The 15,113-nt window shown below is 36.9% G+C and carries 15 protein-coding genes and 1 pseudogene; 1 reads left to right on the forward strand and 15 read right to left on the reverse strand.

Annotated features, from left to right (window positions below; all coding sequences use genetic code 11):
- Window positions 1-23 precede the first annotated feature (23 nt).
- The 8 genes and pseudogenes from xerC to EHR_RS12365 all read right to left on the reverse strand — a co-directional run bounded on the left by xerC (window position 24) and on the right by EHR_RS12365 (window position 8,825).
- A complete protein-coding gene (gene xerC / locus EHR_RS12330; RefSeq protein WP_010737380.1) occupies window positions 24-923 on the reverse strand; it encodes a tyrosine recombinase XerC in 900 nt (299 codons plus the stop codon).
- Between the two features lie 279 nt (window positions 924-1,202).
- Window positions 1,203-2,576: an FADH(2)-oxidizing methylenetetrahydrofolate--tRNA-(uracil(54)-C(5))-methyltransferase TrmFO gene (trmFO, locus tag EHR_RS12335; protein WP_051092533.1), complete on the reverse strand. Its 1,374-nt coding sequence runs from the start codon at window positions 2,574-2,576 to the stop codon at window positions 1,203-1,205.
- Window positions 2,545-4,623, reverse strand: a complete 2,079-nt coding sequence (gene topA, locus EHR_RS12340; protein WP_010719464.1) for a type I DNA topoisomerase — start codon at window positions 4,621-4,623, stop codon at window positions 2,545-2,547. Before topA ends, trmFO begins: the two co-directional genes overlap by 32 nt.
- Window positions 4,624-4,743: 120 nt before the next feature.
- Window positions 4,744-5,601, reverse strand: coding sequence for a DNA-processing protein DprA (gene dprA / locus EHR_RS12345; protein ID WP_010737379.1), 858 nt, complete (start codon window positions 5,599-5,601; stop codon window positions 4,744-4,746).
- A 61-nt stretch (window positions 5,602-5,662) separates the two neighbouring features.
- A pseudogene (locus EHR_RS12350) lies at window positions 5,663-6,429 on the reverse strand (ribonuclease HII).
- The gene (ylqF, locus tag EHR_RS12355; RefSeq protein ID WP_010737377.1) at window positions 6,422-7,282 is read right to left on the reverse strand and encodes a ribosome biogenesis GTPase YlqF; all 861 of its coding nucleotides are present in this window, start codon (window positions 7,280-7,282) and stop codon (window positions 6,422-6,424) included. The pseudogene EHR_RS12350 and the gene ylqF overlap by 8 nt, the downstream one beginning before the upstream one ends.
- Before the next feature lie 668 nt (window positions 7,283-7,950).
- Window positions 7,951-8,382, reverse strand: coding sequence for a hypothetical protein (locus tag EHR_RS12360; RefSeq protein WP_010737376.1), 432 nt, complete (start codon window positions 8,380-8,382; stop codon window positions 7,951-7,953).
- Complete coding sequence (locus tag EHR_RS12365; protein WP_010737375.1) at window positions 8,379-8,825, reverse strand: LytTR family DNA-binding domain-containing protein; 447 nt, start codon at window positions 8,823-8,825, stop codon at window positions 8,379-8,381. The genes EHR_RS12360 and EHR_RS12365 overlap by 4 nt, the downstream gene beginning before the upstream one ends.
- Window positions 8,826-9,168: 343 nt before the next feature.
- Between EHR_RS12365 and EHR_RS12370 the strand changes: the two genes are divergently transcribed.
- On the forward strand, window positions 9,169-9,567 hold the full coding sequence (locus EHR_RS12370) for a VOC family protein (protein ID WP_010737374.1): 399 nt from the start codon (window positions 9,169-9,171) through the stop codon (window positions 9,565-9,567).
- 90 nt (window positions 9,568-9,657) lie between these two features.
- Here EHR_RS12370 and EHR_RS12375 read toward each other — a convergent pair whose 3' ends face one another.
- The 7 genes from EHR_RS12375 to EHR_RS12405 all read right to left on the reverse strand — a co-directional run bounded on the left by EHR_RS12375 (window position 9,658) and on the right by EHR_RS12405 (window position 14,916).
- A complete protein-coding gene (locus tag EHR_RS12375) occupies window positions 9,658-10,671 on the reverse strand; it encodes a lipoate--protein ligase (protein WP_010737373.1) in 1,014 nt (337 codons plus the stop codon).
- 224 nt (window positions 10,672-10,895) lie between these two features.
- Complete coding sequence (lepB, locus tag EHR_RS12380) at window positions 10,896-11,447, reverse strand: signal peptidase I (RefSeq protein WP_010737372.1); 552 nt, start codon at window positions 11,445-11,447, stop codon at window positions 10,896-10,898.
- A gap of 120 nt (window positions 11,448-11,567) precedes the next feature.
- Window positions 11,568-11,789, reverse strand: a complete 222-nt coding sequence (locus EHR_RS12385; RefSeq protein WP_010719473.1) for a YozE family protein — start codon at window positions 11,787-11,789, stop codon at window positions 11,568-11,570.
- Window positions 11,786-12,304 carry a peptide-methionine (S)-S-oxide reductase MsrA gene (gene msrA, locus EHR_RS12390; RefSeq protein ID WP_010737371.1) on the reverse strand — a complete coding sequence of 173 codons (519 nt, stop codon included), beginning with the start codon at window positions 12,302-12,304 and terminating at the stop codon, window positions 11,786-11,788. Before msrA ends, EHR_RS12385 begins: the two co-directional genes overlap by 4 nt.
- Before the next feature lie 29 nt (window positions 12,305-12,333).
- The gene (locus EHR_RS12395) at window positions 12,334-13,035 is read right to left on the reverse strand and encodes a YpmS family protein (RefSeq protein WP_010737370.1); all 702 of its coding nucleotides are present in this window, start codon (window positions 13,033-13,035) and stop codon (window positions 12,334-12,336) included.
- Window positions 13,035-13,928, reverse strand: a complete 894-nt coding sequence (locus EHR_RS12400) for an SGNH/GDSL hydrolase family protein (protein WP_010719544.1) — start codon at window positions 13,926-13,928, stop codon at window positions 13,035-13,037. Before EHR_RS12400 ends, EHR_RS12395 begins: the two co-directional genes overlap by 1 nt.
- A 145-nt stretch (window positions 13,929-14,073) precedes the next feature.
- Entirely contained in the window at window positions 14,074-14,916 is an 843-nt protein-coding gene (locus tag EHR_RS12405) for a DegV family protein (protein ID WP_010719545.1), read from the reverse strand.
- Between the last annotated feature and the right edge of the window lie 197 nt (window positions 14,917-15,113).

Here is a 15,113-nt window from a genome sequence, read left to right on the forward strand (position 1 = left end):
TTAAGATTACTGATCCTTTTCTATTACGCTCTTGGATGAAACGAGCGATAATTTTTTTGTAAACTTTCTTTTGTCACGTGAGCATAGATCTGTGTAGTAGATAGATTAGCATGACCCAACAGCTCTTGAACTGTCCGCATATCTGCACCATTATTCAGCAAGTGTGTAGCAAAGGTATGCCGCAGCATATGTGGATGGATCGAACTATCTAAACTACTCTTTTTAATCACTTGATTCAATACATACTCGATCCCTGTTGGCGTAATTGGTTCACCATGATGGTTCACAAAAACATAGTCATGACTCTTGTGGTATTTATCCATCAGCACCTTTCGCCCTTTTTCAAAATACTCTTGTAAGGCATCTTGTGCGAATGAACCAAGTGGTGCATACCGTTCTTTATTCCCTTTACCATGAATCAACATGACTTCGGAGTCGAAATCGATTTCTGCTAGTTTCAAATTACTGCACTCGCTTAATCGAATCCCCGAACCGTAAAGAACTTCTAATAGCGCTTGGTTCCTCAAATCTAAAGGTTTTTCTCCTTTGACACTGTCAAATAATACTTGCATTTCATTCTCATAAAAAAAGCGAGGTAGTTTCAAATTTTTCTTTTTTAGGTGGACATAAGAAAAAGGATTTTCTTTGATCACTTCTTCTTTTAAAAGGTATTGATAAAAAGAGCGCAGACTTGCAATCTTACGACTGATCGAATTTCTGCTATATCTTTCATCAGTTAGGTAACTTAAATACACTCGAACATCTAAGTGATTGATTTTTAATAAATCATCCTCTCCTGATTCTGTAAGAAATCTTTCAAAATTAGTGAGGTCTTCCTCGTATGCTTCTCGTGTTTTTTCAGAGTAACCACGTTCCACGATTAAATAACGCAAAAACTTATCTTTCCACGTTTGTTCTAGCATTTTATCACCTTCCTTTTAATCCCAGAGATAAATTTAGCATAGCAAAATTAAAAAACAAATAAATTGTCAGAATTTAATCAATATTTCTAAGTTTGTTCACAATTGAAACAATTAATTTGACAAATTTCTTAGATTACGACCTTTTTTTAATCTGATATTTACTCATTTTTTACCAAAAGAAAAAATCCTTTTGGAACACTGCAAATAAAAGATGCGTTGTATATTTGTTTTATGCCTAGTAAAGAGCCCGGAACACCTTTGTCCCGGGCTCACTTCATGTTACTGAGCTGTTACTTCATCAATTAATTCTTTTTTTATTTGTTCATTTGCCTGAAGTGCTCTTTGAGCAATCGCTTCATAACGTGTTTTTTTGTCACGAATGCGCTCTGGTAATTCAGGGAACAAACCATAATTCGCATTCATTGGTTGGAAATGTTTTCCTTCAGCATGTGTAATATAATACGCCATACTCCCAATCGCTGTTTCTCGTGGAAACTCAATCGGCTCACTTTCTTTAGCTAAACGAGCAGCATTGATCCCTGCAAGCAAACCACTAGCTGCACTTTCAACATAACCTTCCACACCAGTCATTTGTCCTGCAAAGAACAAGTCTTCACGCTTCGTTGATTGATAAGTTGGTTTCAATAATTCTGGTGAATTCATAAAACTGTTGCGGTGCATTACACCATAACGGACAAATTCTGCGTTTTCTAAACCTGGGATCATACGGAAAACCCGTTTTTGTTCTCCCCATTTTAAGTGCGTTTGGAAACCAACGATGTTATACAATGAGGCAGCGGCATTGTCCTGACGTAACTGGATCACCGCATAAGGGCGTTTACCGGTTTTTGGATCTTCTAATCCAACTGGTTTCATTGGACCAAACAGCATTGTTTTAAAGCCACGCTGAGCCATCACTTCGATCGGCATACAGCCTTCAAAGTATTTTTCTTTTTCAAATGATTTAAGTTCGGCTACTTCAGCTGTTGTTAAAGCTTCGTGGAATGCTTTAAACTCTTCTTCAGTCATTGGACAGTTTAGATAAGCTGCTTCCCCTTTATCATAGCGTGATTTTAAATAGACTTTATCCATATCGATCGTTGCTTTGTCTACGATCGGTGCTGCTGCATCATAAAAATAGAATCCGTCAGAACCATTGAATGCTTTAATACTTTCAGCTAACGGGTGAGAGGTTAAGGGACCAGTAGCAATGATCGTGATCCCTTCTGGAATTTCAGTGATTTCTTCATTGATGACTGTTACTAGCGGGTGTTCTTTGACTTTACGTGTGATCGTCTCAGAAAAAGAATCCCGATCCACTGCTAAGGCACCGCCAGCTGGAACAGCTGTTTCATCAGCTGAAGTGATCACGACTGAATTTAACCGTCGCATTTCTTCTTTTAATAAACCTACTGCATTTGCTAAACTATTCCCTCTCAAGGAGTTGGAACAGACTAACTCTGCAAAATTACTTGTATGGTGTGCTTCTGTTGATTTCACTGGGCGCATCTCGTATAGACGAACAGGAACACCTGCTTGAGCGACTTGCCAAGCTGCTTCACTTCCAGCTAATCCTGCACCTATTACATTAACAGTTTTCAAATAAAGACCTCTTCTCATTTTATTTTTGAATGTCTTCTTCATAGTCGCCATTGATACATACGACTTGTTTTCCGCCTTTGACTTTCTTTTCAACTAAATACTGGTCACATTTCGGACAATTTCGTCCTACTGGTTTGTCCCAAGAAGTAAAGTCACAGTCTGGAAAACGTGAACACCCGTAAAAGATTCGGTTTTTCTTAGACTTGCGTTCAATCACCTGACCCTCATGACAAACTGGACAAGTCACACCGATCTCTTTAACAATTGGTTTCGTATTTCGACAATCAGGAAAATTACTACATGCATAAAATTTACCATACTTTCCTAATTTTATAACCATCGGATGCCCACAAATATCACAGTCAAATCCAGCCGGTTCATCTTTGATTTGAATTTTTTCGATTTTTTCTTCTGCATTGGTCAATTCTTTTTCAAATGGTTTGTAGAAACGATCCACCACTTCGATCCATGCTTCTTTTCCTTCTTCAATTTTATCCAAATCACCTTCCATTTCAGCGGTAAAATGGATATCGACGATTTGGGGGAAGAAATCACAAATCAAAGAATTGACGATTTCACCCAATTCAGTTGGTTCGAAGCGTTTTTGTGTCAATTTGACATAGTAACGTCGTTGGATCGTATCCAGCGTTGGCGCATAAGTGGAAGGACGTCCCACACCATTTTCTTCCAAAGCACGGATTAAAGTTGCTTCACTGAATCTTGCTGGCGGTTGTGTGAAATGTTGCTTCGGTTCAATGTCCACTGATTGAACAATGTCCCCTTGTGCTAGTTCTGGTAAGATATTTTCTTTATCTTCTTTCCCATCATCTCTGCCTTCAACATAGACTTGCATGAACCCTTTAAATTTAACTTTAGAGCCATTCGCAATAAAAAGTACGCCATTTTGTTCTAAGGTAACTTTCATGGTATCTAATATCGCTGGTGTCATTTGACTAGCAACAAATCGTGACCAGATAAGGGTGTAGAGTTTTAATTGGTCCTTGTCTAAATATTGTTTGATTTCCTCAGGAGTACGTAGGACACTTGTCGGGCGAACTGCTTCATGGGCGTCTTGCGCACCTTGCGCATTTTTGATTTTACGTTGTGCATGACTAGAAAATTCTTTCCCGTAAGTTTCTTCGATGAAGGTAGCCGCTTCTGCTTTCGCAGTCTCAGCGATCCGTGTTGAATCGGTACGCATATATGTGATCAAACCTACAGTCCCTTGCTTACCTAAGGAGATCCCTTCATATAATTGTTGCGCAACCATCATCGTTTTCCGTGTTCTAAAATTCAATTTTCTAGCAGCTTCTTGTTGTAGGCTACTCGTAGTAAATGGGTTTGCTGGATTTCGTTTCCGTTCTTTCTTTTCGACTTTTTGAACGGTGAAATCTGGTCCATCAATACGATCAGTAACTTCTTTTACGGATTGGGCATCAGGCAATTTCTTTTTCTTGCCATCAATTCCCCAAAAGTTTGCTTTAAATTTTTTACGTGTTTTTTTGAAATTACCGTCAATGCTCCAGTATTCTTCTGGAATGAAATCACGGATTTCTTTTTCACGATCAATGATAATTTTTAATGCAATAGACTGTACTCTTCCAGCACTTAATCCTTTTTTGACTTTGCGCCATAGGATTGGACTGATGGAGTAGCCCACCAAGCGGTCTAACGCCCGTCTTGCTTGTTGGGCATCCACTAAATCCACGTCGATCGTTCTTGGTTCCTTGAAAGCTGCTTTTACCGCTTCCTTAGTAATTTCGTTAAAAACCACACGATTTTTTTCTGATAAATCTAAACCTAGTAAATAGGCTAAATGCCAAGCAATTGCTTCCCCTTCTCTATCCGGGTCACTTGCAAGATAAACTTTTTGCGCTTTTTTTGCTGCTGATTTTAAACTTTTGATCACATCGCCTTTTCCGCGAATTGAAATATAATGGGGTTCATAGTTGTTTTCGACATCAATTCCCATTTTACTTTTAGGTAAATCACGTATATGACCGACACTGGCCATTACTTTATAATTACGACCAAGATATTTTTCAATGGTTTTGGCCTTTGCAGGTGATTCCACAATCACTAAATATTTATATGCCATTACTGAATGGACTCCTTTCCATTGACATGTTCCTACTATATTAAGCGGACTCATACAAATCGTAGCTTATCATATCCATTCAGAAAACGTTTGTCAAGAAAATCAAATGAGAAGTTCCTGTTATTCTTTCAACTCGAACAATAAATCTTCACCAGAAATCACACAAACAGCACCATCTTGAATTAGTTGATGGGAGCCAGTTGAGTATTGTGTCAAAATATTTCCAGGTACAGAAAAAACAGTTCGACCGATTTCTAACGCTTGTTGTGCTGTTATCAAAGAACCACTCTTTTGCTTTGCTTCAATGACACAAGTGCCTTGTGACAAAGCAGCAATGATTCGATTTCTCATGGGAAAGCGGTATTGTTTTGGTCCTTCATATGGTGGATATTCACTAAGTAAAAGATGATTCTTTCCAATTTCTGCTTGAAGAAATTGGTTTTCCTTTGGGTAGGCTTTTTTAATTCCTGTACCGATTACCGCAATCGTCTTTCCAGTATTTTTAATCGCAGCCAAATGTGCGTATGTATCGATTCCTTTGGCACAGCCACTAACGATGACATAGTTAGCATCTATGACCGGAGTTAAAAGTTCATGTACAACTTTTTTTGCCAAGACCGAGGTTTTCCTGCCCCCAACCACACTGAGCATCTTTTGTTTTAGTAGAGAAAGATCACCAGAATAAAATAAAAGAATCGGTGGTGTCGCAAGATGAAAAAGTTGCGGGGGATAGCACGGGTCAAGACAAGTAATGAATGACTGAGCTGTTTTAAATTTCGCAAAATTTTGATTGATTTGCCGCCAACTTTCTTGAAATTTTTCTCGATGACGAACAATTTTTGCGATTTCAATGATTTCATAAGAAGACAACTCGCTTGTTTGAGCTTCCAATAAAGCCTGGACAACCGCCCATTTTCCTTGACTGCTAATTCCTTTCGCATAAGCTAATTTAAGTAAAAATCCTTCAATCTGATCCATGAACGAAAACCGCCTCTCGAAGTTACTTTTAAATAAAATACGCAAGAGACGGTCAAACATCTTAAGATAAATAATTTTTTATCGGTGCAAAAGAGCGTCGATGAATAGGGGTAATTCCTTGTGTTGCTAAGCCTTGTAGATGTTCTTTCGTTCCATAACCAGCATTATGGCCAAAACCATAACCTGGATATAGTTCATCATATTTTTTCATTAAATCATCACGATAAACTTTTGCAATGATACTTGCTGCCGCAATAGAAACTGAACGAGCATCTCCCTTGATCAATTTTTCTTGCTGGATTGGCAAATCCAGTGTCATGGCATCAATTAAGAGATAATTTGGACGTATCGCCAGCTTTTCTACAGCTTGAATCATTGCTAGTTTACTTGCCTCATAAATATTGACCTCATCAATCTTTTTTTCATCAATGATGCCGATACCGATAGCAAGTGCTTTTTGTTGGATTTGGTCATAAAGCAGTTCTCGTTTTTTTTCTGATAATTGTTTCGAGTCATTTAATCCAAGGATCGGTTCGTCTTTAGGTAGGATGACAGCGGCCGCTACTACTGGCCCTGCTAAAGGCCCACGCCCTACTTCATCAATCCCCGCAATCCATTCATATCCTTGTTCATATGCCTGCTTCTCAAATAATGACATTTCCAAATATTTTTCTTGGATCAATGCCGTTTTTTTACTTGTTTCTCAAAGGATCGAAGCGCTTGTTGTACCCCTTTTCGCTGATCTTGCTTTAGTTCGGCAATGAAGGGATCAGTTAACGACGTCACTGTTTTTAATCGTTCCTTGATACTTTGGATCGATTCACTCATCGCTTGTTTTCCCCATTTCTTCACATCGATCTAACGTGTAGCGCCCAAGTTTTCCTTGACGGATATCGAAGACTACCACTTCACTACCACGATCATAATCATCTTTATAGCCACGCTTTGCAGTAATCGTCATCAATAATTCAGGTGCTAATTGTTGTTCTGCTTCTTCTGGCAACTGATAGCGCTCCGCAATTCTTCCTGGATAGTAACGAGCGAAAAAATCTAAGCCATAGATAGCGAGATCATCTAAATGAACTAACTGGTCTTTAATGGCTCCGGTTAGTGCTAGTTTTTTACCGATCTCTTCATCTTCAAATTTAGGCCATAAGATTCCTGGCGTATCTAATAACTCTAATTCGCTACCTAGGCGCAACCATTGTTGTCCTTTTGTCACACCAGGTTTATTACCTGTTTGCGCAATTTTTTTCCCAACTAAGCGGTTCATCAATGTTGACTTCCCGACATTTGGAATACCTAAAACCATGGCTCTGATTGCTCGTGGTTTGATCCCTCGAGCGGCATCACGTGCTCTTTTTTCTTTCAGTGCTTCTTTGGCTTCTGGAATCAACGCTTTGATCCCTTTACTCTCTTGAGCGGTAATCGCTAATGCTTGATGACCTTGTTGTTGAAAATACGTTTGCCATAACTTCGTTTGTTGGGGGTCTGCTAGATCAGCTTTATTTAATAATACCAACCTTGGCTTTTGTTGGATGATCTGATCAAGCATTGGATTACGTGAAGACAAAGGTAATCGTGCATCGACTAATTCAAAGACGATATCGACATATTTCATTTTCTCAGAAACTTCACGACGGGCTTTTGCCATGTGCCCTGGAAACCATTGGATCGTCATAGAATAAATTCATTCCTTTCATATAAGGATTTCAAACCTTATTCTTACATTATCATATTTAACCTTAGTAAATCTATGCATACAAGTCTACTACCATCAAGTAAGTTGATTAGGCTCATTTTCCTTATATTATTCAAAACAATTATTGGGTAGACTCTTTCAAAAGCAGCTCTGCAACTATCCATACTACCATGAACCTAAGATCAGCGATTATTTTTATGCATTTATCCTGACTTTACAATTTTTTAAAGTGGATACCGCTTTTTATTCATCAGTGGTTCGGCAGAATAATCCTTCTATCATGATACTAAATCTCAACGCCTTAGGGTATTTTTCTTTATCAAACATGTTTTGTACTTTTATTACTATTAATAAAAAGAAAATACATCATTATAAATAACAAAAAGGCGCCTGTTCCGTATTTTATCATATTTCCCTACTAATCGCACTCTCATTTTGGCATTTTCCGTTCTCTGGGTTCTTAATTCCTCCATGCTACAAATTGATGAGATAACACATCCTTTAAGACTTCTTTGTGATCCATTACTCAATATAATTTTAGATATTTTTTCACTTTATTATCGATTCTGAATTTTGGAATCATCAACTATCGATTATCCTTTTTCAGTTAAAAATGAGTGGAAAACTTCCAACTTGCTTTCTAACGTTTAATCGATTGAGTTATTTATTTTTTTATTTAACGCTCTTGCTTGCTTTTTGCTCTCATTTTTTGCGTATAGATAAAAAGCAATGGTGTGTAAGATCAAATTTAAAATAAGATAAATTGCCAAAAGATTAATTGGTGAAATTGCCAAAGGCAGTTTGAATGAAAGCAAATTGAAAATCGCTAAACCCGCAACTGTATTTCCAACAGTCGCAATCAAAATATTACTGACTGGTTTCAGCGTAAGATGATTCCAAAGCACATCATACATCACACCAAAGACTAATGCACAAACTAGACTAACACCCATTACGTGCCAAAGAAAATAAACATGGATCATCTGTCCTTTCGCAAAGAAGCTTGTTATTATAAATATCAACCAGATGCTGCTTAACGAGAACGTTTGAAAAAAATTATGTTTTATCTGTTTACTCATACCCACATCTCCTTAAATTTTTTTACATAGTGACGATTCACAATAAATTTAGAACCATTTTTCATTTCAATTTCAACCCGTGCATTATCCGTAGAACGAAAAGCTTTAATAAAAGATCGATTAACCAGCGTACTAATGTTGATCCGCACAAATCCGTAACTTGTAAATTGCTTCTCAACTATTTTTAACCGTACAGCTAATAGATACCTCTCATTTGATGTAAAAACGACATGACACATCTGTTCTTTTGACTCGATTGAGGAGACATCACTTAATAGCCTGGAAACTTTCTTATTTGTTTTTGCATCAATTACTACGATTGTTTGCTCCGTAGTCAGAATAGCTTCTTTTATTCTCCCCCACGTTTTTTCGCAAGAAGAATGGGCAGTTACCTTCACTGTATCCTGTGCAATGTGATTATCAATTCCAAATTTTATTCTCAAATTTTCTCCTCCTTGCTTTGATACTCTCAGTTTAAGCCGTACGCATACCATATTCAATTCCTTTCCATGAGGTTGCACTTTTTCGCAAGAAGATTGCAAGAGATAGGAAACATTTCAATACTTCCTCCCTATTCAGGTGTACCCTGCTTCTTCAAATGAAGAATGTTCCTGTCTTTAATGATGAACGACATTCGATTGGGTTTAATCGTTTTTTCTAGTATTCTGCCGATAAATATATTCAATGAACGTTTATAAAACTGTAAAGAAGAATTCTTTCAGCACGCATCTTTTGACGACGTTTACATTTTAATAGATGATAGGATAAAAGAAAGGAGAGGTACAAATGAACAGTATGGTTTTTGTTAATTTCCCCGTTGAAGATGTAGACAAGTCTGTTGCTTTTTATGAAAAATTGGGCTTTAAGAAAAATGAAGAATTTTCAACTGACGAAGCAAGCGCTGTGGTTTGGGACGACACATTTTGGATCATGTTACTCTCTCACGGTTTTTACAAAAAATTCTTAAAAGACAAAGAAATCGCAGATAATAAAAAAACAAGTGGCGCCTTGATTTCTTTCAGTGTAGCAAATGCGGATGAAGTTAAAAAGTTTGCGAATACGGCGAAAGAAAATGGCGGAAGCTATCATGAAGTCGATATGGGCATGTCTGAAGAAGAAATGTTTTCACTTGAAGTCCAAGATTTAGATGGAAATACATTAGAGCCTGTCTGGATGAAAATGTAAATTTTTTAAAGCCCTCCATTAGAAAAACAGATGGAAGGCTTTTTAGATAAATTATCTTGGTCTCCTATGCACTTATTTTGGCTTGTTTGACTAAAATAGTAGTGCTAGTAGATCTTCGTTATTAAAATGAAAGATATAATCTGAAACAGTCATATCATTTAATGCGTTTTTTATTTCTTCATAAATAAATTTTTGACCAAGTAATTGTTGTTCAAGAATACTTACATCTTTTTGTCCAAAAAAATCACCATAAAAACGAATCTCATTGATTCTCCCATGCAGTGTCGACAAACGGACGTCCACAATTCCAACTTTGGGGAGCCTGATTCTGCGTTTCACCGAAAACCTTGGTGTTTCACCATAGACCCAATCATCATTAGCATAACGATTCTGGACGATTTGTTCAATGTTTTGTTCATCTTTCTTCGTCAAATCTACCCTTTTATCTTCAATTTCTTGCAGATCATCGACCTGATAGACTTCACAAATCAGTGCATCTCTAAAGTCAGCGGTTTTTTCAAATTGATATTTTTCTTTTAAAAATGGTTTCAGATTCGTCACACTTTTTTTTACTGATTTCGTTGCTTTAGACTCAATTTTCTCTTTGGAAACCGTCAAAATTTTATCAAGAACGGACAAATCAACATCATACATTAATGTACCATGTGAGTATAACCGATTTTTTTTAGTATACATGGCATTACCAGAAAATTTCATTCCTTCGATATACATATCATTACGTCCACCAACTTCTGCTTTGGTTGCGCCCATTTTTCTTAATGCTGTGATAATAGGCGAGGTAATGGATTCATATTCACCAAATTTCATTGCATTTTTGCTGGTCACAAAGCTAAAGCTTAGATTTCCTAAGTCATCATATACAGCTCCTCCACCTGAGGTTCGCCGAGTGAGTGTCACGTTTTTTTCCCTTAAATACTTGAGATCGATTTCTTCATAACTATTTTGGTTTCGTCCAATAATCACACAAGGTTTTTGAATATATAATAAAAACAAAGGTTCATCACTGTCAAAATTGTTCATAAGATATTCCTCTGTTGCTAGATTTCTCCGAATATCTAAACTTTCCATGATATGATAGCGCACTTTTATCCCTTCTTACTTTTTCTCCTATCATCTCTTTTAGAACATAAAATGGCAAGAAATTAGTTCATTTTATATCTTAATTGTACTATTTTAATCAAGTAAAAAAGCGACCTCCAAAAGTTAGAACAGAAAATCTAACTTTTGGAGGTCGCTTCCCTCTTCACTCTAAAACAAATTAGCGGTGGCATTAGCGCCTTGAAATCATCCTGAATGATCTCTTTTCTTTACCCAATCCATTTTATCTCGTTCAAAGGATAGTAAACAAAGCGAGCCTTACCCAATATTTCGCTTCCTGTAATCATACCAAAGGAGCGACTGTCTTTCGAAACACGTCGATTGTCCCCTAAAACAAAGTAACTGTCGGCTGGCAGCTTTGTCTTATTCGTTAATTCTTCCAGAGTAAAGTCCGTTGTATAAGGACTACTTTCATGATCTGACTTTCTATTTTTCGTTAGAAAAGGTTCTTCGACCACTTTTCCATTCACTTTCAGCTGATCATTCTCATAGCTAATTGTCTCTCCTGGCAACCCGATCACTCGTTTGATATAAATCGTTCCATCAGCCAATTGAAAAACAACTACGTCAAACCGTCTGATTTCAGAAAATTTTTCCATTACAACCATGTCACCTTGTTTCAAGACGTTTTCCATCGAATTACCTTCCACTGGCACTGGAATAAGAAGAAATCCTCTTAAAATAAAAACGATCAAGATGGAGCAAAGTACATATTTGATTATAAGCCAAAAACGGTCGATATAGCGTTGTTTTTTTGTCAATATCCATCATTCCACTCTCAAGGTTATCGTTCTTTCTCTATTATAGAAAAAAAACCAAAAAATGCGACTAGATGTTTTCTCTTTGATCTTTTCTAAAAAATGAAGAAAACAAACGCAGAATCAATGGCTGTTTTCTAAATATTTTTCCCACACCTCATCAAATATATCCATAGATGACAAATAATCCACATTCAATTCTAGATAATCGGAAATTTCTTCATAACTCGTACTATGTTTAGGAAACTGGATATCTTTTCCTGCTTCTGTGGCGAAAACAGACTGTTGATCTGCTTGTTTACCGCCACGAAGAGTCATTAAATAATGATAGAAGCTTTGATTCACATTCTTTCCTCCCAGTTTTCTTTGACGAAAGCCGCTCTTCTTGCATGGTTTCGCTCAAAATTTTCAGGATTTTTTTTATAATAATCTTGATGCTCTGGCTCAGCCAAATAAAATGGTTGTGCTTTTTCAATCGTGGTCACGATCGGTTTTGTAAACCGACCACTAGCCGCTAATCGATTTTTACTTTCTTCCGCGATTCTCTTCTGTTCATTTGTCGTAAAGTAAATAACCGGCCGATAATTCTCGCCACGATCTTCAAATTGTCCAAATGCATCCGTTGGATCGGTTTGCTGCCAATAAATTTCCACTAATTCTTGATATGATATTTTCTCTGGATCATAGATGATCTCTACCGCTTCTGTATGACCAGTCGTTTTAGATTTGACTTGTTCATAGGTTGGAGATGGCACATGTCCACCTGTATAGCCAGACATGATCGTATGAATCCCTGGTAGCGTATCAAAGGGCTGAATCATACACCAAAAGCATCCTCCAGCAAAAATTGCTCTTTCCATCCTTCTCTCTCCCGTCAATGACCCACTGTTTACTTCGTTACACTCGTGTCGGTGGTATCAGTATTCTTTGTCGTTTTATTGCTCGTTGTCTTTTCCCCAGTTTCTTTAGGTAGATATAGACTAAAACGAATGTCATCATTCACTAAATCAATTTTATCTGCTTTGATGTACATACCATTTTGCATACGGAAGCGATCTAAACGTAGCATGATCGTCAAATCATCCGTATTGATTTCAATCCAATCAGGCAACTTATAATTTCGCTTGATCATATTCATGATATCTTTGATCGGTAAACTCAATGTGCCGATCGAAAGACTTTTCGCTTTTAATTGGACATTTCCATTTTCCATCACATATGGATCAAAGTACAGATAAAAGTTGATTGGAAATCCTAATACTTCAAACGTACCATTCAACATCGCTTCATTTTCAAGATAAAATTTATATTGAATACCTTGGTCTTTTTGATAATCTGTCAAGAAAAAACTGATCATTTGATTGACCTTTTCTTTATTGGTGTTGATGGTCAAGACTGGATCTCCTTGTCTTTGGGTGATCGCTGGCACCTTAGCAAAATCCGGTTCTCGATTCGCAAAAATCCGAGTGCCTAAAAAGATGCTTGATCCAAGAACAACCCCTAAAAGGATCAAAAAAGCCCATTTCCAATAATTTTTCTTTTGAATTTCAGTATTCGTTTGTGTCGAAACCTTTTTTGAGCGTTTTTCCATTATTTCTGATCCTCCCTTGGCAACCATTGGTCTTGCGTTTCAATTAATTCATCTCGTACAGCATTTGCCATCAATTGATAGCCTAAGTTATTAGGATGAAAATGATCTTCTTCATACAATACATTATTTTTGCTATTTGACGTACTTTCGCTAGTACTTGACTGATTCGTTCCTTCTTCAGTTACGCCAACTTTTTGGTTTAACCCTTGATATAGCAAATCATTGATTGGGATAAAATAGCAGTTGTCCGCATTTTTGACAACAGACTCAGTCCCAGCATTCCAGTTGTTCACAATCGTCTGCATGTCTTTAATCTCAGGGAAATTCAAATAGAATGGATTATAAATACCTAAGATGTAAACCGGTGCGTGACCATTTAACTTCCTAATTTCTTCTATCAGTTGTTCAACATTTTTCTGATACTTTTGTAATGGTCGCTTAAATGATTGGATACTGATCCCAAATAGATCGTTTTGAATCACTTTCATTAAGTCATTTCCGCCCACTGTCAAAGTGATAAAGTCAGCTGATTTAATGTTTGTTTGAATCTCTGAATTTTTCTTGAGCCGTTTTAAAATTTGATCGCTCCGTTCACCGTTTACCCCATAGTTTTCAATTTCAACAGCAGTCAGATCATAGCGATCTTTTAAATCGTTGGCTACTAATGGAACAAAACCACCTTGTTTCGTTTGATCTCCTATTCCTTCAGTTAACGAATCGCCGATAGCTACATAATGGATTTTTTCTTTTTGATCCGTCTTTTGACTAACTGTCGCTGCTGGTTTTAATAGCGGTTTAGCTTTTGGAATCGATAAAGATAGTCCTAAATATACAAATATAGCGATAAGTAATGGGAACAAAACGAGCAATAGTTGTCGTTTTGTTAATTTCATATCATTCACCTCATATTATTCGATTGTTTCTTATGTTATCAAAAATTAAAATAAAAAGGTAGTGTTTCTGAAAAAAATAAGAATTATTATAAAGAAAAAAAGGATAAAATCAATGGCTAACTGACCAATGATTTATCCTCTTGATTTAGTCAACGTAATACATGATTGCAAAGGCGTTTTTCCCCGTATGTGTTGCAATAACTGGATTCGTGTGTAGAACAGGAATCGTCATATCAGGAAATAATTCTTGTAGTCCTTCTTTAAATTCTTGAGCAAGCTCTTGAGCATCTGCATGAGAGATCCCAATTTGACGAACATTTGGTAGCTCTTTTAATTCTTTCTTCAAATTATTGAACCATTTGTCAAAGGTTTTCTTTCCTCGACCCTTAGCAACTGGGATCAACTCTCCATGAGTGAAATTCATCACAGCACGTATGTTCAATACACTTGACAATAAACCAGTTGCTCGGCTAATGCGCCCACCTTTGACTAAGTTATCTAATGTAGAGATCCCAATATATAATTTTGTATTTTCTTGTACTTTTTTGATTTCTTCAAGAATCTCATCAGCACTTTTTCCTGCTTGTGCAAGTTCAGCAGCGCGGATTACTTGGAAGGACAGCCCCTGATCGGTTGTATCACTATCGATGACAGTCACTTTCGTTTTAGTCAGATTGCTTGCCTGACGGGCCGCTTCAACCGTTCCACTCAATCCTTTAGTCATATGGATCGAGATAACTTCACTGCCATCTTCGCCAAGTTGATCATAGGTTGAAATAAATTCACCGATTGGCGGTTGACTCGTTTTTGGTAATGATTTAGCTTGAGCCATCATATCCATGAATTTTTCTCCACCTAATTGATCGTCATCAGGATAGACCACGCCATCGATCATGATAGCTAGTGGCATCACCTGGATATTTAAGTTATCTCGCACACTTTTTTCCATTGTACAAGAAGAATCTGTTACGATTTTTACATTTGTCATACTATCTCACTCTTCCTTTAACAAGATGCCTTTTGGTTTACAACAAGTACTAATAAAGGCAATTTCTTTTTTAAGTATAACAGACAACAGACGTTTTTTCATTAAATACCTCTACGAACGATTCCGTTTTCATCCAAAGATGTGGTATTGATCCTTTCAACTTTATTAAAAAAGATATTTCCCAAAATGTGCTAAAC

It is taken from the genome of Enterococcus hirae ATCC 9790, assembly GCF_000271405.2.
Taxonomy (GTDB): Bacteria; Bacillota; Bacilli; order Lactobacillales; family Enterococcaceae; genus Enterococcus_B; species Enterococcus_B hirae.